Consider the following 19,921-nt stretch of genomic DNA (forward strand, 5'->3'; position numbering starts at 1 on the left):
AGTGGCGAACGTGAAATAGTTTGCTATATTGGAGCCATGACAGCGAAAGATCTTGAGGCACTCATAGAGCGCGTTCGGCACTGGCCCAAGGAGCGCCAGGAGGACGCGGCGGAAGTCTTGCTCGAAATGGAACGGCAGGACGAAAGCCGCTATCGCCTGACCGATGCTCAGGCGCAGGAAGTCGCTCGTATCCAACGCGATATTCGCGAGGGCAGGGGCGCGCTCGCAACCGACGAGCAGATGGCGTCGCTTTGGAAGTCATGCGGCCTGTAAGGTTGCGCTTCACCGCGGAAGCGCGGGAACACATTGCCGCGATTTATAGCTACATCCGAGAGCGCAATCCCATTGCGGCGACGCAGGTGGTCGCACGCATCCGTCTGGCGGCCGAACGATTGACGGAATTTCCACGCATGGGACATGTCGGTCGTGTGCCGGGCACCCATGAATGGGTGGTGCGCGGCTTGCCCTATATTATCGTCTATGAAATCGGTTTGGCCGATCCCGACGAGGTGCTGGTCCTCGGTGTATTTCATGCGGCACAAGACCGAGAACAAGAATGAAGTCGCAATCACAGGAGCGTCACGGCGTGCCATCGAAACGCATTGCCATTGCCGGACTGGGTGAGATCGGCAAGACTGTCGCGCGCAAACTTGCTCAGGGGATGCCGGGCCTTGTGCTCTCCGGCATCGCGACAAGGGATCAGGCGAAAGCGCAGGCGTGGCTCGATCGCGAAGGCGTCGCCTACCCGCTGGTCGCGCTCGATGATTTGCCTGACCATGCCGACCTCGTGGTCGAGTGCGCGCCGGCCGCGATTCTCGATCAGATCTGCCGGCCAATGCTCACCGCTGGCAAGCAGGTCATGGTGCTGAGCGCCAGCGCGCTGCTGCCGCGTCCCGATCTCGTCGATCTGGCGCGGGCGCATGGCGGCCAGATCATCGTGCCGACCGGCGCACTGATCGGCTTCGATGCGGTTTCGGCGGCTGCCGAAGGCACGATCAGCTCAGTGCAGATGGTCACGCGCAAGCCGCCGAACGGACTTGCCGGTGCGCCTTACCTGACCGAGAACCGGATTTCCGTAGAAGGGCTGACGTCTGCTCTATGTGTCTTCAAGGGCTCGGCGCGCGATGCGGCCGCGGCCTTTCCGGCCAATGTGAACGTGGTGGCGGCGTTGTCGCTCGCCGGCATCGGTCCCGATCGGACCACGATCGAAATCTGGGCCGATCCGGCGGTGACGCGGAACTGTCACCAGATCAAGGTCGACGCCGACTCGGCCTCGTTCACGATGTCGATCGAGAACGTGCCGTCGGAAAATCCGAGGACGGGCCGCATCACCGCGCTCTCGGTGATCGCGGCGCTGCGCAAGCTGACCTCGCCGCTGCAGGTCGGAACCTGAGCCGCCTGACTTGCTGCGATAGCTGAAATGGCGCGTAATCCTCCATCCACCTGATCCGGAAAGTCGCACTTGACCGCCAAAACCATCACCGAACCTGCCCGCCAGATCCCGCTCTATGGCGAATATGAAGTTGCCATTCTTGGCGGCGGACCTGCCGGTATCGCTGCCGCTGTCGCCTCCGCACGCGCGGGCCGCCGGACGTTGCTGATCGAGCGCTACGGCTTTCTTGGCGGCATGGGCACGGCCGCGGGCGTGACCAATTTCTGCGGGCTGCATGCCAATGTCCATGGCGCGATGCACCGGGTGGTGCAGGGCATTGCCTCTGATCTGCTGGCGCGGATCGACCGGCTCGACGGGCTCAATACGCCGCATCTGATCCTCGGCAAGATCTTTGCGCAGGCCTATGACACGGCGGCCTACAAGATCGCGGCCGATGACCTCTTGGCCGCGCACAAGGTCGACATTCTCTTTCACGCGCTCGGCGCCGGCGTCGTGATGGATGATGACAGGCGCATCCATGCGCTGATGGTGGAGACCAAGGCGGGCCGGCAGGCGGTGCGCGCCGGCATCTTCATCGATTGCTCCGGCGATGGCGATCTTGCGGCCTGGGCGGGCGCGCCGTTCGAGGTCGGCGACAATGCCGGCAGCATGCTCTATCCATCGATGATGCTGCGTCTCAACGGCATCGATCCCGAAAAGGCGGGTGACGCCTGGCGGGCGATTCCGGCGCTGATGGAAAAGGCGGAGGCTGCGGGCACGCATCGGTTTCCGCGCAAATCCGCGATCGTGCGGCCGCAGCGTTCCGGCATCGAATGGCGGGTGAACTTTACTCAACTCGCGCGCGAGGACGGCAGCGCGGTCAGCGGGATCGATCCGGACCAGATGACGCGCGGCGAGATCGAGGGGCGGCGGCAGGCGGTGCAGGCGTTCGAATTCCTGCGCACGGTGCCGGGCTTCGAAAAATCCTACATCGTCGATCTGCCGCCGCAGCTCGGCATCCGCGAAACGCGGCGCGTGATCGGCGGCTACATGCTGTCGGGCGAGGACGTGCTCGGCTGCGCCTCGTTTGAGGATTCCATCGGCGTCAATGGCTGGCCGATCGAAGCGCATGTCGCGGGCGATGTGATCTTCAAGTTCCCGCCGATCTCGGAATCGCGCGGTTTCAACGAATTGCCGTATCGGATGCTGGTGCCTGAGGGCATCGACAACCTTCTGATGGCCGGCCGCTGCGCCTCGATGACCCATGAGGGCCAGTCGGCGGCGCGGGTCTCCGGCGCCTGCTTTGCGATGGGCGAGGCGGCGGGTCTGGCGGCGGCGCAGGCGCTGTCGGGAAATACGATTCCGCGCCACATTGCAGTTGAAAAGTTGCAACAAACGTTGAAACAACAGGGCGCGTTCATCGGGCGGGACCAGAGCGTGCCCGAAGGGTTATAAAAGAGTTGCGGAGGAAACCGGATGTCAAAATTTGCACGGCTCGCGCTGGCGGGTCTGCTCACGGTGGCGGCAGGCGGGATCGCGCGGGCCGACGATGCGCTGAAAGCCAAAATCGGCGTGCTCCGGCTGTCGTCGTCGGCGCCGGTGTTCATCGCGCAGGACAAGGGCTATTTCCGCGAAGCCGGGCTCGACATCGAACTAAAGTTCTTCGACGCCGCGCAGCCGATCGCGGTCGCGACCACGTCCGGCGACGTCGATTTCGGCATCACGGCCTTCACCGCCGGGCTCTACAACCTCGCCGGCAAGGGCACGCTGAAGGTGATCGGCGGCATGAGCCGAGAAAAGGCCGGCTATCCCCTGATCGGCTATTTCGCCAGCAACAATGCCTATGCGGCCGGGTTGAAGACGCCGAAGGATCTGGCGGGCAAACGCATCGCGATGACGCAAGTCGGCTCCTCCTTTCACTACTCGCTCGGCCTGCTCGCCGACAAATACGGCTTCAAGCTTGCGGACGTGAAAATAATGCCATTGCAGTCGCTATCGAATGCGGCCGCCGCGCTGAAGGGCGAAACCGTCGATGCCGCGCTGCTGCCGATTTCCACGGCGCGGGCGCTGGTGGATTCCGGCGGCGCCAAATTCCTCGGCTGGGTCGGCGACGAGACGCCGTGGCAGTTGGGCGCGGTGTTCGCCTCGCCCAAAACGCTGGGCAACAAGCCGCTGGTGACCAAGCTCCTGACCGCGCTGAAGCGCGCCGACCGCGAATATCACGACGTGATCCTGGCCTCGGTGAAGGACGGAAAGGCCGAGATCAACGACAAGACCAAGCCGCTGCTCGAGATCATCGCCAAGTACACCAACCTGCCGGTCGAGCAGGTGGTCGGCAATTGCGCCTATATCGATCCCGACGGCAAGCTGGATGTGAAGAACGTCGACAACCAGATCGCGTGGCTGCAGGAGCAGGGTTTTGTCGACAAGGGGTTCGCGGCGGATGCGATCATCGCCAAGGAATATGTGAAGGCGGATTGAGGGGAACGTCATTGCGAGCGAAGCGAAGCAATCCATCTATCCCCATGCCGAGGTATGGATTGCTTCGCTGCGCTCGCAATGACGCGTCTGGCATCGAACCAGGAACCACATGGACCTGATCGCCGACCATATCAGCCACCGCTTTGGCGCCCTCGATGTGCTCGACAAGGTGTCGTTCACCGTCGCCTCCGGCGAGGTGGTCGCGATCGTTGGTCCCTCCGGCTGCGGCAAGAGCACGCTGCTGTCGATTCTCGGTGGGCTGCTGCGGCCGAGCGAGGGGAGGGCGGAGCTGCGCGGCGCGCCGCCGGCTGACAGCCTCAATCCGCTGACCTTCGTCTTCCAGGATTTTGCGCTGCTGCCGTGGTGCACGGTGGAAGCGAATGTCGAGTTTCCGCTGGTCCATACCGGCCTAGGCATAACCGAGCGCCGCGGCGTTGTTGATGATGCGCTGCGCCGCACCGGGCTATCGGATTTTCGCGGCGCCTATCCAAAGCAACTATCCGGTGGCATGCGCCAGCGCGTCGGCATTGCGCGGGCGCTTGCGGTGCGGCCGGCGATCCTGCTGATGGACGAGCCGTTGTCTGCGCTGGATTCGCAGACCCGTGAATTGCTGATGGAGGATTTCATCCGCCTGCTTGCCGACGGCGCGATGGGCGCGGTCTATGTCACGCACAATCTCGAAGAGGCGGTGCGGCTCGCCGACCGCGTGGTGGTGCTGTCACGGCGGCCCGGCCGGGTCCGCGAGGTCGTGACGATCCCGATGACGCGCGACGAGCGCGGCGGCATCGACGCCCGCGGCCAATTGCTGACGTTGCAGAACCAGTTGTGGTCGCTGATCCGCGACGAGGCGATCGATGCGGAGCGCGAGGTGCAGCATGCTTGAGCGCGCGCCGTCACAGGATACAAAACACGACACGAGCGCACTGCGGCCGGTCGCCTTTCGCGGCGCGGGTTTTATGCCCGGCGGCGGGCGCGTCTCGGGATGGATCGCGCTGGCGCTGGTGCTCGCGCTCTGGCAACTCGCCGGCAGCGCGGGCTGGGTCAATCCGCTATTCCTGCCGCCACCGTCCGCGATTGCGGTCGCGATCTACAAGCTCGCGGTGTCAGGCGCGCTATGGCAGCATGTCTCGGCGTCGGTCGTTCGCATCGGCTCCGGCTGGCTGATCGGCACGGTGCTGGGCGTGATCACAGGCTTTGCGATCGGGCTGTCGACGCTGGCGCGTGGCGTCGGCATCACCTTCATCTCGGCGTTGTTTCCGATTCCGAAGATCGCGCTGCTGCCGCTGTTGATCCTCTGGCTCGGGATCGGCGAGGAGCCGAAGATCGCGACCATTGCGCTCGGCGTGTTCTTCTCCACCGCGATCTCGGTCTATAGCGGCGTCGACGCGGTGCCGCGCAATTTGATCCGTATGGCGCAGAGTTTTAACGTGCCGTTCCCTGCCATCGTTGCCAGAGTGGTCTGGCCGGGCGCGCTGCCCTCGATCCTCGCGGGCTTCCGCATCACGGCGTCGGTGGCGCTGCTGCTGGTGGTGAGCGCGGAAATGATCGGCGCGCAATTCGGCATCGGCGCGTTCGTGCTGCAGGCCGGCAATCTGATGCAGACCGATCAGCTGCTCGCCGGGGTCGTGATCCTGTCGCTGTTCGGGCTGGCGGTGGGGAAGGCGATCAACGTGCTGGAAGCGCGGTTGCTGCACTGGCGGTGAGGGCCGAGCGCGGGATTCGTAGGGTGGGCAAAGCGAAGCGTGCCCACCAACTTTTTCTCTTCGCAAGAATGGTGGGCACGTCGCTTCGCTCCTTTGCCCACCCTACAGTTCTAATTCCTCACGCGTTCCCGCGGTCTTCGCGGAACAGGTCGAGCTTCTGCTGCACCGGGCGGTCGGAGAACGAGAACAGCACCGCATCGGTGTCGGCCTCGTGCGTGACCCAGTGCCAGCTCGGCACCACGAACAGGTCGCGCGCGCTCCATTCGAAGATCTGGTCGCCGATCCTTGTACGACCCTTGCCTTCGATCGCGGCGAACACGGTGGCGTCGGTCGCGCGGTAGCGCGCGGTCTTGAAGCCCTTCGGCAACAGCTGAATGAAGGTGCCGATAGTCGGCATCGCGAAATCGCCGGTTTCGGGATTGGAGAATTTCAGCTTCAGCCCGTGGCAGGCGTCCCACTCGTTGCGCGTCTTGGCCTGCTCCAGCGCCTCGCGGGTGTAGCTGTAGGGATAGTTGAAGATCGGCGAGGTCTTTGACTTTCGCTTCTCGTCGACCGGCAGCAGATTGTGGCCGTAGCGCGCAAAACTGTCGCCGGCAGGCTTGGAGAGCTTCTGCTGGTCCTCGTTCGATCCTTCGGCAAAGGAGGCGTCGAAGAACTGCACCATCGGGATATCGAGGCCGTCGAGCCAGAACATCGGCTCCTTGGTTTCGTTGGAATGGTCGTGCCAGGTCATCGAGGGCGTGATGATGAAATCGCCGGGCTCCATCGCGGTGCGTTCGCCGTCGACGGTGGTATGGGCGCCTTTGCCTTCGAGCACGAAGCGCAGCGCCGACTGGCTGTGCCGGTGAGCCGGGGCCACATCGCCCGGCACCACCATCTGCACGCCGGCAAACAGCGAGGTCGTGACCTTCGACTGGCCGCGCAGGCCCGGATTCTCCAGCACCAGCACCCGCCGCTCGGCTTCCTTGGCGGTGATGAGCTTGCCGGCTTCGTTCATGTAGTCGCGGATGGAATCGAATTTCCACAAGTGAGGCCGGCAGGCGCTGCGCGGCTCCGGCGTGACGAGATCGCCGAGCACGTTCCAGAGCGCGGAAAGATTTTCGCCGTCGATCTTCTTGTAGAACGCCTCGCGCTCCGGGGTCTTCTGCACGGCTTCCATGGTCAAGCCTCCCGTCATTTTTGTGGTTCTGCCGATTGACAGTATACTTACAATATGAGTAGCGTCAATGACCGCCTGATCAGGGCGTAATGACATAGACCGGGAGGTTCCGATGAAGCTGCATGGCTATTTCCGCAGCAGCGCGGCGTATCGGGTCAGGATCGCGCTCAACTTCAAGGGACTTACGGCAGAGCACCTGCCGCATCATCTCCGCAAGGGCGAACAGACCGCGCCTGACTATCTCGTGCTCAACCCGCAGGGGCTGGTGCCGACGCTGGAAGGCGACGGCGGGACCGTGCTGACCCAATCGCTCGCCATCATCGAATGGCTGGACGAGACGCATCCCAATCCGCCGCTATTGCCTGGGGATCCGCTGCGCCGCGCCAAGGTGCGCGCCTTTGCGCTTGCGATTGCCTGTGACATTCACCCCGTACAGAATCTGAAGGTGCTTGCCCGGCTACGCCAGCTTGGCCTGGCCGAGGAGAAGGTGACGGAGTGGGCGGCCTGGATCAACCGCGAAGGCCTTGCCGCCTGCGAAGCCCTGATCAAGGGCGAGCAGGGGCCGTTCTGCTTTGGCGACAAGCCTACGATGGCCGATCTCTGCCTGGTGCCCCAGTTGGCGAATGCGCGGCGCTTCGGTGTCGACGTCTCGGCCTATCCGCGGCTGCTCAAGGCCGAGGCCGCGGCCAAGGAAATGAAGGCGTTCGCGGATGCCGCGCCGGACAAGCAAGCCGATGCCGAGTAAGCCCCCGCCTATCACCATGGATGCGGTCTACACCGCGCCCGGCTATCTGTTCCGCCGGATGCAGCAGATCGCGGTCTCGATCTTCGTCGAGGAATGCAGCGCGTTCGACCTGACGCCGGTGCAATATGCGGCGCTGGTCGCGATTCACACCCATCCCGGCATCGACGCCACGCGACTCTCGGCGGTGATTGCGTTCGACCGCTCGACGCTCGGCAGCGTGATTGAGCGGCTGGAGAGCAAGGCGCTGATCGAGCGCAAGCCGTCGCGGGAGGACAAGCGCGTCAAGCTGCTCTACCTCTCGAAGTCGGGCGCGACCGTGCTGCGCGACATCATGCCGTCGGTGGAACGCGCGCAGGTGCGGATGCTGCAGCCGCTGAAGCCGGCCGACCGCAGGGCGTTGCTGACGCTATTGACGCAGCTCGTCGATCTCAACAACGAGGCCTCGCGCGTGCCGCTGCGCGCCGAAGACGCGCTCGAACATCTCGGGAAATCGAACTGATGGATACAGGGCCGGTTCTCATCGCAGGTGGCGGAATCGGCGGGCTCGCCGCAGCGCTCGGGTTGGCGCAAAAGGGCATCCGCTCGATCTTGCTGGAAAAGGCATCGACGCTCGGCGAAATCGGCGCCGGCATTCAGCTCGGACCCAACGCCTTCCACGCCTTCGACTATCTCGGCGTCGGCGAAGCCGCGCGTGGCATGGCGGTCTATATCGATCAGCTCCGGCTGATGGATGCGCTCACCGCCGAAGAGATCACCCATGTCGATCTCGGTGATGCGTTTCGCGCGCGCTTCCGTAACCCTTACGCCGTCGTGCATCGCGGCGATCTGCACGGCGTTTTTCTGCGCGCCTGCCAAAACCATGAGCTGATCGAATTGCGCGTCAGCAGCGAGGTGGCCGGTTACGACCAGGACGGCGCGTCTGTGACGGCGCGGCTTTCGAACGGCGAACGCGTCACGGGGCGGCTGTTGATCGGCGCCGACGGGCTGTGGTCGAACGTTCGCAAGCAGGTGGTGGCGGATGGGGCGCCTCGGGTCTCCGGGCATACAACGTATCGCTCGGTGATTCCGACCGAGCAGATGCCGGAAGATTTGCGCTGGAACGCGGCGACGCTGTGGGCCGGTCCGAAATGCCACATCGTGCATTACCCGCTATCGGGCTGGAAGGTGTTCAACCTCGTCGTCACCTACCATAACGACGCACCGGAGCCGGTGGCGGGCAAGCCTGTCACCGACGAAGAGGTTCTGCAGGGCTTTGGACATATCCATCAGCGTGCCCAGGAGATCATCCGTCACGGCAAGAACTGGCGGCTGTGGGTGCTGTGCGACCGCGATCCCGTCGAGCGCTGGGTCGACGGCCGGGTTGCGCTGCTCGGCGACGCCGCACACCCGATGCTGCAATATTTCGCACAGGGCGCCTGCCAGGCAATGGAGGACGCGGTGTGCCTGTCGCATATGCTGGCGAACCATGATGATTACGCGGCAGCGCTGGAAGCCTATCGTGTGCAGCGTTTCCTGCGCACCGCAAAGGTGCAACTGATGTCCCGCGCCATCGGCGAGCACATCTATCATCCCGCTGGTGGACACGCCCGGCTGCGCAATGCGATCATGGGCGCGAAGACGTCGGAAGAGTGGTACGGCGATCTGGCGTGGTTGTATGGCGGGACGGGGTTGACGGGATAGGGCGTTATCGTAGCCCGGATGAGCGAAGCGATATCCGGGATTCACACGGGCACCGCTCCCGGTTCGCTCATCCGGGCCACGGGGCGGAGTCAGATCGTCATTGCGAGCGCAGCGAAGCAATCCATAGTGCGGCAAGTGGAGGAATGGATTGCTTCGCTTCGCTCGCAATGACGGGCGCCCCTACATCTTCATCAGCGCCTGGCGGTCGATCTTGCCGGTGCCGGTCTTCGGCAATTCGGCGATGAAGGTGATCTCGCGCGGGTATTTGTAGGGCAGCAGTTTTGCCTTGACGTAATCCTGCAATGTCTTGGTCGCGCTCCTGGTATCGAACTCGCCCTTGTTCATCACGACCACCGCTTTCAGCGTCATGCGCCGATCAGGCAGTTCGGCGGCGAACACGGCGCATTCCCGGATGTCGGGGTGCTCGGCCAGACACAGTTCGACCTCGAGCGGGTAGACCCACTGTCCCGAAATCTTGATCAGATCGTCGGCGCGGCCGCGGAAGAAGTGGAAGCCGTCGGCATCGCGCATGAAGCGGTCGCCGGTATAGATCCAGCCGCCCTCGCGAATCGTCTCGGCCGACTTGTCGGGCCGGTTCCAGTACAGCGGCGTGTTGGAATCGCCACGCACCCACAAGATACCTTCCTCGTTGTCGCCGACCTCGCGGCCGTCCTTGTCCTTCAGCAGGATCTCGTAGCCGGGCACGCGCAGGCCGGCGGCACCGAGCTTTTTCTTTTCAGGGCGGTTGGAGAGATAGATGTGCAGGACTTCGGTCGAGCCGAGCCCCTCGATGATCTCAAGGCCGGTCAGCGTCTTCCAGCCGTTGAACACTTCCGCCGACAGCACTTCGGCGGCCGATAGCGCCATGCGGAGCGAGGAGAAGTCTGTAGCCGCCGCGCCCTCGGCCTTGGTCAGCGAGGTGTAGAGCGTCGGCAATCCGTAGAACACGGATGGCCGGTATTTTTCGATTGCCTCGAAGATCGTTGCCGGCTTCGGCTGGCCGGGGACCAGCAGCGTCGCCGCGCCGACCGAGAACGGGAAGGTGATGGCGTTGCCAAAACCGTAGGCGAAGAAAATCTTCGGCACCGAGAAGCAAATGTCGTCGGGCCCGAGCTTGAGCACGTGGCGCGCAAACGCCTGCTCGCTATAGGCCATGTCGTGCTGCAGATGCACGATGCCTTTTGGGCGGCCGGTCGAGCCGGATGAATACATCCAGAACGCCATGTCGTCGCGCCCGGTGTCGGCCTCCGGCAGATCGGCCGGGAATCCCTGCAGCCATTGCGCTGCGTCGAGGGCCTTCGGCACCGCGTGTTCGCCAGTTGCGCCATTGACCACGATCAGGGTTTGCAGTGGCGTGTCCTTGCAAGCCTCTGCGTTGAACCGCGAGGTAAACTCAGCCTCGGCGACCGCGACCATCGCGCCGGCGTCCGAGAGATAGAACTGCAACAGGTCCGGTGGTGTCAACGTGTTGATCAAGAGCGGCACGAAGCCCGCGCGCACCGCGCCGAAAAATGCCGCCGGATAGGCCGGCGTGTCGTCGAGGAACATCAGGATGCGGTCGCCGCGTTTCAGGCCCAGCGACTGGAATCCGTGACCCCATTGCGCCGCCTCGGCGCAGAGTTCTGCATAGGTCCGCGTGCCGCCGGGGCCGGTCAGCGCCAGCCGTCCGCCGCGGCGGGCGGCGAGGTTGTCGAACAGGATTCGACTGGCGTTATAGCGCTCCGGGATCGCAAAGCCGATCTCGCGCGCGCCCGGATTGTCGCGGGGGACCAAATCAGAAATTGTCGTCATGCCTGGCTCCCGATCTTCTTCGCCGCTTCGTAGCGTGCCATGAATTCCGGCGACATCGCGCGCAGCCGCGCGTCGGCGATCCGCCCCGAACGGGTGATGTAGCTGTAGGCAAAGTCCATCAGGTCGAGCTTCATGTGTTCGGGAAAATGCTCGTACCAGTCGGCGCTGGTGCGCGCCGCGGTCACCAGCTTCTGCACGATCGGCTTGCGTTCGGCCTGGTAGCGGGCGAGGCCGGCGGGAATTTCCGTCTCCGCCTCCAGCGCCTTGGTCAGCGCGATGGCGTCCTCGATCGCAAGGCGCGTGCCCGAGCCGATCGAGAAATGCGCGGTATGCAGGGCGTCGCCGATCAGCACCCTGTTGCCGTACGACCAGTTCTCGTTCCAGATCCAGGGGAAATTGCGCCACACCGATTTGTTGGAGACCAGCGGGTGGCCGTCCAGCGTCTCCGCGAAGATCTCCTCGCAGATCGCCTGCGACTCCTCGATGGTCTTGTGCTCGAAGCCGTAAGACCGCCAGGTCGCTGCATCGCATTCGACCAGGAACGTGCTCATCGAGGGTGAGTAGCGATAGTGATGGGCGTTGAACGAACCGCGATCGGTCTTCACAAAGGTCTGCGACAGCGTGGCAAAGCGCTTGCTGGTGCCGTACCAGGCGAACTTGTTGGTGGAGTGCGAAACCGAGGCGCCGAACTCCTTCTCGAATCCGCGGCGCACCAGCGAGTTCAGCCCGTCGGCGGCGACGATCAGGTCGTATCCCGCAACTTCGTCCAGCGACTGGATCGTGGTGTCATATCGTGCCGCCACACCAACCGCACGCACGCGCTGCTGCAGGATGGTCAACAGTTCGAGCCGGCCGATCGAGGAGAAGCCGACGCCGTCGATCTCGACGGTCTCATCGCGCAGATTGAGCGTGATGTTCTTCCAGCTCTCCATCCGCGGCGTGATGGCGTCGACCGTCTCGGGGTCGTCGGCGCGCAGGAATTCCAGCGCCTGTTCGGAAAACACCACGCCGAATCCCCAGGTCGCGCCTTCGGGATTCTGCTCGAACAGGTCGATATGGGCGTCCGGGTGACGCCGCTTCCAGAGATAGGCGAAGTAGAGGCCGCCGGGGCCTCCGCCGATGACGGCGATGCGCACGTCTTCCTCCCAATCGACAGTATACTTACTAATTTGGAGGGAGACTAATCCGCGCCGGAAATTTGCGCTACAGAAAAATGAAGAAGGTATCAGGCGCGGGTCCGGTCCCGACCGCCTCAGGACCGGGCGCCACTGGCCGTGCTTCGTCTGCCGGTTCTGTCCGCGAACGGTTGTCCGCTCAGCGGTGATCCGGCTTTGCCGAAGTGCTTGGGCTCAGGTGCAGCGGCGAACCTTCACGCCGTTCACCCACACGGTCTTGCAAACCACGGCTGGTTTTTTGACAACGACCGCGCCGCGAGGCCCGGCGCAGCCGGCGCGGACAACGCCGTCGGCGCACACTGCGGCATTGGCGTCGGTCGATTCAAAAGTCATGGTAGCGCCCAAGGCGAGGAGGGCGGATGCAATAATCAGCGAGTAACGCATGTTGGTCTCCCGGACTCGTATTGTTGGCATTTGGTCTCGAAAATTTCCGATCGAAAGTTTCTCTGCAGTTTTGGAAGGTTCTGCGGTCGCTGGCTTCGGCGTGCGCCGATTCCGTTACGGTGGCGGGCATGAGCGCCAGCCATCGTCAGTCATTTCTTCTCGGCGGCTGCGAGCACCTTCTTGCAGGCCGGGGTGAGCTTGTCGTTCTGTTTGGCGAGGCAGGCGATGATGCGGGTCGAGCATCCGCGGATCGGAGTGGCCGGCCTTCTTGCTTCTTGATCGCGGACCCGCTGTAGTGAAGCTCCCATTCATCGCTGCAGGAAAACCCAAGGAAAGTTCGAGGGAAACTCATGGCGCAGGTCAGAGCCAGATGGCTGGCGTTCTATGCCGAACATGTCGAGCCGGTCTCCAAGGAAATATTTTCGCACGTCGAGAAGATGATCATCGGGACGTTGATCGTTTCCGCCGGCGCCCATGTCTCGAGCAACGAGCCTGCGATCGTCCTGTTCGGCTATCTGCGCCACGGTCTCATCGGCCGCGGCGTCATGCTGTTCGGCGTCATCCTCCTGTTCCTGAACTTCGTCGACGGGCTCTACAAGCTCGCCAGGCTCAATTGGCATACTGCGTACCAAATCGTGATGACGATCGTCTATGTCTCGCTGTCGGTGCGGCTCATTCAGCTCATCCTCGCCTTTCGCGGCGGTGAGTGACCGAGGACCGCCGCGGCAGGCGCGTGATTATCGCGCCGCGAACTGGGACAGCACGTCCTTGCAGGCCGGCGAAAGCTGCGCGGCGTTGGTCGCCAGGCACTGCACGATCCGGCCGCCGCCCGGCGTCACGGTGCCGCAAATCGAGCGGACGTCGGCGCCGCAGGCCGAGCGCAGCACGAACAGTTCTTCGCGCGGCCGCATCGGGCGCAGCACGATGACCGTCGGCGCTGCTGCCGCGGCCGGTGCTGCACCGGCGGCTGCCGGTGCTGCGGCCGCGGGAGCTGCGCCTGCGGCGGGTGCTGCCGTCGCTCCGCCGGTCGCGGCGGCGACGGCTTTCTCGCAGCCAGCCGATAGCTTGCCCTTGTTCTTCTCCAGGCATTGCAGCGCCGGGGCGCCGCCGGTTGGCACGCCCGCGCAGACCTTTGGATAGTCGGAGCGGCAGGCGCCGCGAATGGCGGAAATCTGCGCGTTGGTGGGCTGTCCGGCAGCGGGAGCGGCGGCTGCAGCCTTTGGCTCGGCGGATTTGGCCGGCGCGGTTGTCGCGGCCGCGGGCGCTGTGGCGGCAGGTGCAGCGGCCTTGGGCGCTGCAGTATCGGCCGGCTTGGCCGCCGCCGGCGCCGCTACGGCGCGTACCGCGCCCTGACAGCTCGATGACAGGCTCGACATATTCTTCTGCAGGCATTGCAGCGATGCTTCGCCACCCGGCGGCACGCTGGAACAATGCGCCATGTAATCGGAACGGCACTGGGACTTGATCGCGTCGCGTTGCGCCTGGGTCGGCGCTTGCGCAAGCGCGGGTGCTGCAATTGCTGTTATCGCGGCCGCCAACAACGGCCCGTGCATTCTCGCGCGCGTCAACGTGTTGATCATTTGAATAATCCTTTTGTCGTCGCCGGAAGCCCGCCGCTTCAACCGAAGTAATAATCTCGAAACCGCCTGAAGAAAAAATCGGGCCGCATCATTTTCGCTTTCCGGTTCCGCTGCAAGCGGATTGTTGCTATTTTCATGGGGTAGCCGAAAGCCGATTTTTGAATAATGCCTTTTCCGGAACAGAACCTATTGGGGCACTGAAAATGAAGGCTGCGCGTTCGCCTGCACGCTTGAGATCATACGGCACCGCCGCACAAGGAGGCGCCGCCGCCTGCCGCGCGGCGTTCGCCATCGCCGCGATTTGTGTCTTAAGTGGCTGTGAACAAAATACTTTTGTCCAGCCTCCGCCGGCGAAAGTCGATGTAGCGGTGCCGGTCCAGCGGTCGTTCACGCGCTATCTGGAAGCGACCGGCAATACGGCAGCTTTCAAGAATGTCGATCTGGTCGCGCGCGTGCAGGGCTTTCTGCAATCGATCAATTATAAAGACGGCGCCTATGTAAAGGAGGGCACGTCGCTCTTCACAATCGAGCCTGAAACCTACAAGCTGAAGCTCGAACAGGCGCAGGCCGCGGAGACCGGCGCGCAGGCAACGCTGAGGCAGGCCGAGGCGGATTTCAAGCGCCAGCAGGAATTGGTCCAGCGGCAAGCCGTTTCCCAGGCCACGCTGGATACGTCGACCTCGACGCGCGACAACGCCCAGGCGAGCCTGCTGCAGGCCCAGGTCAATACCAAGATCGCGGCGGTCAATTACGGTTATACCAATGTGGCCGCGCCGTTCGACGGCGTCGTCAGCGCGCATCTCGTCTCCATCGGCGAACTCGTCGGGGCATCGTCGCCGCCGACGCAACTCGCCACCATCGTGGCGCTCGATCCGATCTATGTGAATTTCAACGTCAACGAACAGGACGTGCTGCGGATCCGTGAGGAAGCCCGCCGGCGCGGCATGACGGCTGACGATCTCCGGCAGTTGCCGGTCGAGGTTGGGCTACAGACCGAGACCGGCTTTCCGCACAAGGGCAATCTCGACTACGCCGCGGCGACGCTCAACCAGGCGACGGGCACGCTTCCGGTGCGCGGCGTGCTGGCCAATGCGGACCGTGCGCTGTTGCCGGGATTTTTCGTTCGGGTTCGCGTGCCGGTGGATCAGGTGCAGAACGCGCTGTTCGTGCCTGACGTCGCCCTCGGCGCCGACCAGGCAGGACGCTATCTGCTGGTCGTGAACGGCGAAAATATCGTTGAACAGCGCAAGGTGCGGGTCGGTCCGCTGGACGGCGGACTGCGCGTCATCGAGGAGGGCCTGAAGGCCGACGACCGCGTCGTCACCGCCGGGCTGTTGCGCGCGATTCCCGGCCAGAAGGTCGATCCGCAACTGAAGAAGATCGAAACACAGCCAACTGCGGCCAAGTAGGAGCCGGGCCATGATTTCGAAATTTTTCATCGAGAGGCCCGTTCTTTCCAACGTCATCGCGATCCTGATGATCCTGATCGGCGGCGTCTGCCTGTTCCGGCTGGCTGTCGCGCAGTATCCTGAGGTCGTGCCGCCGACGGTGCAGGTCACCACCCGCTATCCCGGCGCCAGCGCGAAGACCGTGATCGATACGGTGGCGCTGCCGATCGAGCAGCAGGTCAACGGCGTCGAGGACATGCTCTACATGCAGTCCTACAGCGGCGCCGATGGCACCTATACGCTGACGGTTACGTTCAGGATCGGCACCGACCTCAACTTCGCGCAGGTGCTGGTGCAAAACCGGGTGTCGAGCGCGCTGGCGCAACTGCCGCAAGCGGTGCAGAACCAGGGCGTCACGGTACAGAAAAGATCGACAGCGATTCTGTTGTTCGTGACGCTGACCTCGCCGAAAGCAACCTATGACAGTCTGTTCCTGAGCAACTACGCCACCATCAATATCCGCGACGAGCTGTCGCGGTTGCCCGGCGTCGGCAATGTTACCGTGTTCGGCGCCGGCCAGTATTCGATGCGGGTGTGGCTCGATCCGAACAAGCTGTATGCGCGCAACCTGATGCCGCAGGACGTGATCAACGCGATCCAGCAGCAGAGCCAGCAGGTCACGGCGGGCCAGGTCGGCGCGCCGCCGGCACCTGCAGGGCAGGCGTTCCAATATACGCTGAACGTCGCCGGGCGGCTCGACGACACCACCGAATTCGAGAACGTGATCGTCAAGACCGGCAGTAGCGGCGATGTCACGCGCGTGCGCGACGTCGGCTGGGTCGAGCTTGGCGCCCAGACCTACAGCCAGGTGTTCTCGCTAAATAACAGGCCGGCCACCGGCATCGGTGTGTTCCAGTCGCCCGGCGCCAATGCGCTCGAGGTCCAGCAGGCCGTCGAGAAGAAGATGCAGGCGCTGGCGAAGGCGTTTCCGCAGGACGTAACCTACGACACGCCATTCGACACCACCAAATTCGTCTCGGAATCGATCAATGAGGTCTACAAGACGCTGATCGAGGCCGGCCTTCTCGTCCTCGTCGTGATCCTGATCTTCCTGCAGGACTGGCGCGCGATGCTGGTGCCGGCGACCACGGTGCCGGTGACGATCATCGGCGCCTTTGCGGCGATGGCGGCGCTCGGCTTCACCATCAATATCTCGACCCTGTTTGCGATCGTGCTCGCGATCGGCATCGTGGTGGACGACGCCATCGTCGTCGTCGAAGGCGCTGCGCACAATATCGAGAAGGGCATGTCCGGCCATGACGCCGCGATCAGCGCGATGAACGCGCTGTTCGCGCCGATCATCGGCATCACGCTGGTGCTGATCTCGGTGTTCCTGCCCTCGGCGTTTCTGCCGGGATTGACCGGGCAGATGTATGCGCAGTTCGCGCTGGTCATTGCCGCAACCGCGCTGCTCAGCGCCATCAATGCGGCGACGCTGAAGCCGACGCAGTGCGCCTTGTGGCTTCGTCCGCCCGCGCCGCCGGAACAGCGCAACTTCTTCTACCGTGGCTTCAACGCGGTCTATAACCGCTTGGAGGCCTGGTATAGCCGGCTGATCGGCCGTCTCGTCGCGCACAGCAACATTTCGGTGATTTGCGCCCTGATTCTGATCGCGATTGGCGGCTATGGCCTGTCGCGGGTGCCGACCGGTTTCATCCCGATCGAGGATCAGGGCTATCTGCTGGTGGCCGTGCAACTTCCTGACGGCGCATCGCTGGATCGAACACAGCGCGTGCTGACACGGGTCAGCGAAATCACCGGCAAGGCGGCCGGCGTCGACCAGGTGATCACCATTGCCGGCATCTCCGCGCTCGACAATTCCTCCAGCCTCGCCAATGCTGGGGTGGCCTATCTGATCCTCAAGGAGTGGAGCGCGCGGGGCGAGGGAGAGGATCTGCGATCGCTATTTGTCGGATTGAACGAGAAGCTCTCGGTGATCGATGAGGCGCGGATCCTGGTTGTTCCGCCGCCGCCGATCCAGGGCATTGGCAACGCCGCCGGCTTTGCGATGCAGGTGCAGTTGCGTGACGGCAGTTCCGATTTCAGCAAGCTGCAAGCCGTCACTGGCGCGATCGTCGCCAATGCGTCGTCACAGACCGCGCTGCAGCGTGTGAGTTCGCCGTTCCGCTCGACGGTGCCGCAGTTCGACATCGAGGTGGACCGGATCAAGACCCAGACCCTGCATGTCACGACCGACCAGATCTTCTCGACGCTGTCGTCCTACATGGGTTCGAGCTTCGTCAACCAGTTCAACAAGTTCGGCCGCACCTTCCAGGTCTATGCGCAGGCGGACGCGCAATTCCGCCTGACGCCGCGTGACATCCAGAACATGATGGTGCGCAACAGCAATGGCGACATGATCCCGCTCGGCACGGTGGCAAAGATCACGCCGGCGGTCGGGCCGTCGCTGATCAGCCTGTACAACCTCTATCCTTCCGCAACCATCATCGGCCTGCCGGCCACGGGCTACAGCTCGGGACAGTCGATGAAGCTGATGGAAGAGATCGCCGCGAAGACGCTGCCGCAGGGCACGGGCTTCGAATGGACGGCGATGTCGTACCAGGAGAAGGTGGTCGGCGGGCAGATCTACTGGGCGTTCGGCCTGGCCCTGCTGCTGGTCTATCTCGTGCTGGCCGGACAATATGAAAGCTGGTACGCGCCGATCTCGGTCATTCTCGCGGTGCCGCTATCCTTGCTCGGCCCGATGATCGTGCTGAGCGGGCTCCGGATCGAGAACAATCTCTATACCCAGATCGGCATCATCCTGTTGATCGCGCTGTCGGCCAAGAACGCCATCCTGATCGTCGAGGTGGCCCTCGAGCTTCACGTGCGCGACCGCAAGCCGCTGTTGGAATCCGCGGTCGAAGCGGCGCGGGCGCGATTCCGGCCGATCCTGATGACGTCGTTTGCCTTCATCTTCGGCATGATCCCGCTGGTGCTCGCGACCGGCGCCGGCGCCAACGCCCGGAAATCGATCGGCATCACCGCCTTCTCGGGCATGCTGGCCTCGACCTGTCTGGCCGTGCTGTTCGTGCCGACGTTCTTTGTCGTGATCCAGCGGTTCGAGAACTGGCTGAAGGAGCGGAAGGCGAAGAAGGCCGGCGTGCAGGCCGCGCCGCAAGCGCCCGCCGCTACGCACTAACTCGTAGATTCCATGAGGCGGTGAGCGTGGCCTTTCCGATAAGGTTTGGGTTTCCACACTCGAACCCCTCGGAGAGTCAGATGCAAGCATCCACCGTAGCCACGCCCACCGCCGGCCATATTGGCACAATTTTCGTTGCAATCGAACTGAGCCAGCGGAGCTGGCGGGTCGCGCTGCACAGCCCGGACAAGGACAAGATATCGCACCACAAGCTGGAGGGTGGCGATCATGCCGAGCTGTTGGCGTTGGTGGGTCGGGTTCGGGAGCGGGCGGCTCGAGCGCTGGGAGGCGTTCCGGCGGTGGCGAGCTGCTACGAGGCGGGCTACGACGGGTTCTGGCTGCACCGGCTGCTGCTGGCGGCCGGCATCACGAACTACGTGTTTGATCCCGCCAGCATTGCGGTGGACCAGCGGGCGCGGCGGGTGAAGACCGACCGGATCGATGGCGAGCGGATGCTGCGCACGCTGATGGCGTATCTGCGCGGCGAGCCGCGGGTGGTGCGGATCGTCCGGGTGCCTGCCGCCGAACAGGAGGACGCGCGCCGCGGCAGCCGCGAACGCGACCGGCTGATCAAGGAGCAAACCGCTCACACCAACCGGATCAAGGCACTGCTGCGGCTGCGGGGCATGGCGGTCGGGAACCCGCGGCGGCGCGACTGGCTGAGCTGGCTGGCAACGCAGCGGGATTGGCAAGGCCAGGCGGTGCCGCCGCGGATGCTGAGCGAGATCCGACACGAGCACGCGCGGCTGATGCTGGTGCGCGATCGGCTCGATGCGCTCGCGCAGGAGGCGGCCGCAGCGGAGCCAATGCCTGCGGAAGCCGAGATGACCCGGCGCAGCGAACTGCTGCGCCGGCTCAAATGTCTCGGCCCGGCGTTCGCGACGACGCTGACCAGCGAGGTGTTCTACAAGGACTTCCGCAATCGCCGCGAGGTCGGGAGTTATTTCGGACTGACGCCCAGTCCATGGCGGAGCGGCGGCATCGACCGCGACCAGGGCATCAGCAAGGCGGGCAATCCGCGCGCCCGCTGTGCCGCGATCGAACTGGCCTGGCTGTGGCTGCGGCATCAGCCGGACAGCAAGCTGACCCTGGAGTACCGCAAGCGCACGCTCGATGCCGGCAAGCGCATCAAGCGCGTCGCCATCGTCGCCCTGGCGCGCAAGCTGATGGTGGCGCTGTGGCGCTACCTCACGACCGGTCTCGTGCCGGAAGGCGCGGTGCTCAAGGCCGTAAAGATCTAACCACTTCAACGAACGCGTCA

At 63.8% G+C, this 19,921-nt stretch carries 19 protein-coding genes; 14 read left to right on the forward strand and 5 right to left on the reverse strand.

What is annotated here, in order from left to right; all coding sequences use genetic code 11:
* Positions 1-36: 36 nt before the first annotated feature.
* The 7 genes from LMTR21_RS02165 to LMTR21_RS02195 all read left to right on the forward strand — a co-directional run bounded on the left by LMTR21_RS02165 (position 37) and on the right by LMTR21_RS02195 (position 5,556).
* Positions 37-273 (forward strand): hypothetical protein, encoded by a 237-nt coding sequence (locus tag LMTR21_RS02165; protein WP_065754615.1) that lies wholly within the window; start codon positions 37-39, stop codon positions 271-273.
* A 2-nt stretch (positions 274-275) separates the two neighbouring features.
* Positions 276-560, forward strand: a complete 285-nt coding sequence (locus tag LMTR21_RS02170; RefSeq protein WP_246175007.1) for a type II toxin-antitoxin system RelE/ParE family toxin — start codon at positions 276-278, stop codon at positions 558-560.
* Entirely contained in the window at positions 557-1,393 is an 837-nt protein-coding gene (locus LMTR21_RS02175; RefSeq protein WP_065754617.1) for an aspartate dehydrogenase, read from the forward strand. Before LMTR21_RS02170 ends, LMTR21_RS02175 begins: the two co-directional genes overlap by 4 nt.
* Positions 1,394-1,462: 69 nt before the next feature.
* Positions 1,463-2,827: an FAD-dependent oxidoreductase gene (locus tag LMTR21_RS02180; protein WP_065754618.1), complete on the forward strand. Its 1,365-nt coding sequence runs from the start codon at positions 1,463-1,465 to the stop codon at positions 2,825-2,827.
* Between the two features lie 21 nt (positions 2,828-2,848).
* Entirely contained in the window at positions 2,849-3,853 is a 1,005-nt protein-coding gene (locus LMTR21_RS02185; RefSeq protein WP_065754619.1) for an ABC transporter substrate-binding protein, read from the forward strand.
* A gap of 109 nt (positions 3,854-3,962) precedes the next feature.
* Positions 3,963-4,736: an ABC transporter ATP-binding protein gene (locus tag LMTR21_RS02190; protein ID WP_065754620.1), complete on the forward strand. Its 774-nt coding sequence runs from the start codon at positions 3,963-3,965 to the stop codon at positions 4,734-4,736.
* Entirely contained in the window at positions 4,729-5,556 is an 828-nt protein-coding gene (locus tag LMTR21_RS02195; protein ID WP_065754621.1) for an ABC transporter permease, read from the forward strand. The genes LMTR21_RS02190 and LMTR21_RS02195 overlap by 8 nt, the downstream gene beginning before the upstream one ends.
* A 118-nt stretch (positions 5,557-5,674) precedes the next feature.
* On the opposite strand, the gene gtdA is transcribed toward LMTR21_RS02195, so the two are convergent.
* Positions 5,675-6,715 (reverse strand): gentisate 1,2-dioxygenase, encoded by a 1,041-nt coding sequence (gene gtdA / locus LMTR21_RS02200; protein ID WP_065754622.1) that lies wholly within the window; start codon positions 6,713-6,715, stop codon positions 5,675-5,677.
* A 112-nt stretch (positions 6,716-6,827) separates the two neighbouring features.
* Here gtdA and maiA point away from each other — a divergent pair, with 112 nt between their 5' ends.
* The 3 genes from maiA to LMTR21_RS02215 are packed head-to-tail and all read left to right on the forward strand — an operon-like array spanning position 6,828 to position 9,140.
* On the forward strand, positions 6,828-7,460 hold the full coding sequence (maiA, locus tag LMTR21_RS02205) for a maleylacetoacetate isomerase (RefSeq protein ID WP_065754623.1): 633 nt from the start codon (positions 6,828-6,830) through the stop codon (positions 7,458-7,460).
* Positions 7,450-7,959 (forward strand): MarR family winged helix-turn-helix transcriptional regulator, encoded by a 510-nt coding sequence (locus LMTR21_RS02210; protein WP_065754637.1) that lies wholly within the window; start codon positions 7,450-7,452, stop codon positions 7,957-7,959. The genes maiA and LMTR21_RS02210 overlap by 11 nt, the downstream gene beginning before the upstream one ends.
* Positions 7,959-9,140, forward strand: coding sequence for a 3-hydroxybenzoate 6-monooxygenase (locus LMTR21_RS02215; protein ID WP_065754624.1), 1,182 nt, complete (start codon positions 7,959-7,961; stop codon positions 9,138-9,140). Before LMTR21_RS02210 ends, LMTR21_RS02215 begins: the two co-directional genes overlap by 1 nt.
* A gap of 180 nt (positions 9,141-9,320) precedes the next feature.
* Here LMTR21_RS02215 and LMTR21_RS02220 read toward each other — a convergent pair whose 3' ends face one another.
* The 3 genes from LMTR21_RS02220 to LMTR21_RS02230 form a co-directional block, all read right to left on the reverse strand.
* The gene (locus tag LMTR21_RS02220; protein WP_065754625.1) at positions 9,321-10,931 is read right to left on the reverse strand and encodes a benzoate-CoA ligase family protein; all 1,611 of its coding nucleotides are present in this window, start codon (positions 10,929-10,931) and stop codon (positions 9,321-9,323) included.
* A complete protein-coding gene (locus LMTR21_RS02225) occupies positions 10,928-12,067 on the reverse strand; it encodes an FAD-dependent monooxygenase (RefSeq protein ID WP_065754626.1) in 1,140 nt (379 codons plus the stop codon). Before LMTR21_RS02225 ends, LMTR21_RS02220 begins: the two co-directional genes overlap by 4 nt.
* 213 nt (positions 12,068-12,280) lie before the next feature.
* On the reverse strand, positions 12,281-12,490 hold the full coding sequence (locus LMTR21_RS02230) for a hypothetical protein (RefSeq protein WP_065754627.1): 210 nt from the start codon (positions 12,488-12,490) through the stop codon (positions 12,281-12,283).
* 350 nt (positions 12,491-12,840) lie between these two features.
* Between LMTR21_RS02230 and LMTR21_RS02235 the strand changes: the two genes are divergently transcribed.
* The gene (locus LMTR21_RS02235; RefSeq protein WP_065754628.1) at positions 12,841-13,200 is read left to right on the forward strand and encodes a hypothetical protein; all 360 of its coding nucleotides are present in this window, start codon (positions 12,841-12,843) and stop codon (positions 13,198-13,200) included.
* A 27-nt stretch (positions 13,201-13,227) separates the two neighbouring features.
* Here the strand turns inward: LMTR21_RS02235 and LMTR21_RS02240 are convergent, their stop codons facing one another.
* Positions 13,228-14,070: a hypothetical protein gene (locus LMTR21_RS02240; protein ID WP_065754629.1), complete on the reverse strand. Its 843-nt coding sequence runs from the start codon at positions 14,068-14,070 to the stop codon at positions 13,228-13,230.
* 203 nt (positions 14,071-14,273) lie between these two features.
* On the opposite strand from LMTR21_RS02240, the gene LMTR21_RS02245 reads away from it, so the two are divergent.
* From LMTR21_RS02245 to LMTR21_RS02255, 3 genes are all read left to right on the forward strand, one after another.
* Positions 14,274-15,479 carry an efflux RND transporter periplasmic adaptor subunit gene (locus LMTR21_RS02245; protein WP_084030793.1) on the forward strand — a complete coding sequence of 402 codons (1,206 nt, stop codon included), beginning with the start codon at positions 14,274-14,276 and terminating at the stop codon, positions 15,477-15,479.
* Between the two features lie 10 nt (positions 15,480-15,489).
* The gene (locus tag LMTR21_RS02250) at positions 15,490-18,660 is read left to right on the forward strand and encodes an efflux RND transporter permease subunit (RefSeq protein WP_065754630.1); all 3,171 of its coding nucleotides are present in this window, start codon (positions 15,490-15,492) and stop codon (positions 18,658-18,660) included.
* 80 nt (positions 18,661-18,740) lie between these two features.
* Entirely contained in the window at positions 18,741-19,901 is a 1,161-nt protein-coding gene (locus LMTR21_RS02255; RefSeq protein WP_148635926.1) for an IS110 family RNA-guided transposase, read from the forward strand.
* Positions 19,902-19,921 lie beyond the last annotated feature (20 nt).

Source organism: Bradyrhizobium paxllaeri (assembly GCF_001693515.2).
GTDB lineage: Bacteria > Pseudomonadota > Alphaproteobacteria > Rhizobiales > Xanthobacteraceae > Bradyrhizobium > Bradyrhizobium paxllaeri.

Excerpts from the sequence above, each read along its gene's own strand:
- LMTR21_RS02165 (WP_065754615.1), top strand. The coding sequence starts at position 37 with ATGACAGCGAAAGATCTTGAGGCACTCATAGAGCGCGTTCGGCACTGG.
- LMTR21_RS02175 (WP_065754617.1), top strand. The coding sequence starts at position 557 with ATGAAGTCGCAATCACAGGAGCGTCACGGCGTGCCATCGAAACGCATT.
- LMTR21_RS02185 (WP_065754619.1), top strand. The coding sequence starts at position 2,849 with ATGTCAAAATTTGCACGGCTCGCGCTGGCGGGTCTGCTCACGGTGGCG.
- LMTR21_RS02190 (WP_065754620.1), top strand. The coding sequence starts at position 3,963 with ATGGACCTGATCGCCGACCATATCAGCCACCGCTTTGGCGCCCTCGAT.
- LMTR21_RS02195 (WP_065754621.1), top strand. The coding sequence starts at position 4,729 with ATGCTTGAGCGCGCGCCGTCACAGGATACAAAACACGACACGAGCGCA.
- gtdA (WP_065754622.1), bottom strand. The coding sequence starts at position 6,715 with ATGGAAGCCGTGCAGAAGACCCCGGAGCGCGAGGCGTTCTACAAGAAG.
- maiA (WP_065754623.1), top strand. The coding sequence starts at position 6,828 with ATGAAGCTGCATGGCTATTTCCGCAGCAGCGCGGCGTATCGGGTCAGG.
- LMTR21_RS02210 (WP_065754637.1), top strand. The coding sequence starts at position 7,450 with ATGCCGAGTAAGCCCCCGCCTATCACCATGGATGCGGTCTACACCGCG.
- LMTR21_RS02215 (WP_065754624.1), top strand. The coding sequence starts at position 7,959 with ATGGATACAGGGCCGGTTCTCATCGCAGGTGGCGGAATCGGCGGGCTC.
- LMTR21_RS02220 (WP_065754625.1), bottom strand. The coding sequence starts at position 10,931 with ATGACGACAATTTCTGATTTGGTCCCCCGCGACAATCCGGGCGCGCGC.
- LMTR21_RS02230 (WP_065754627.1), bottom strand. The coding sequence starts at position 12,490 with ATGCGTTACTCGCTGATTATTGCATCCGCCCTCCTCGCCTTGGGCGCT.
- LMTR21_RS02235 (WP_065754628.1), top strand. The coding sequence starts at position 12,841 with ATGGCGCAGGTCAGAGCCAGATGGCTGGCGTTCTATGCCGAACATGTC.
- LMTR21_RS02240 (WP_065754629.1), bottom strand. The coding sequence starts at position 14,070 with ATGATCAACACGTTGACGCGCGCGAGAATGCACGGGCCGTTGTTGGCG.
- LMTR21_RS02245 (WP_084030793.1), top strand. The coding sequence starts at position 14,274 with ATGAAGGCTGCGCGTTCGCCTGCACGCTTGAGATCATACGGCACCGCC.
- LMTR21_RS02250 (WP_065754630.1), top strand. The coding sequence starts at position 15,490 with ATGATTTCGAAATTTTTCATCGAGAGGCCCGTTCTTTCCAACGTCATC.
- LMTR21_RS02255 (WP_148635926.1), top strand. The coding sequence starts at position 18,741 with ATGCAAGCATCCACCGTAGCCACGCCCACCGCCGGCCATATTGGCACA.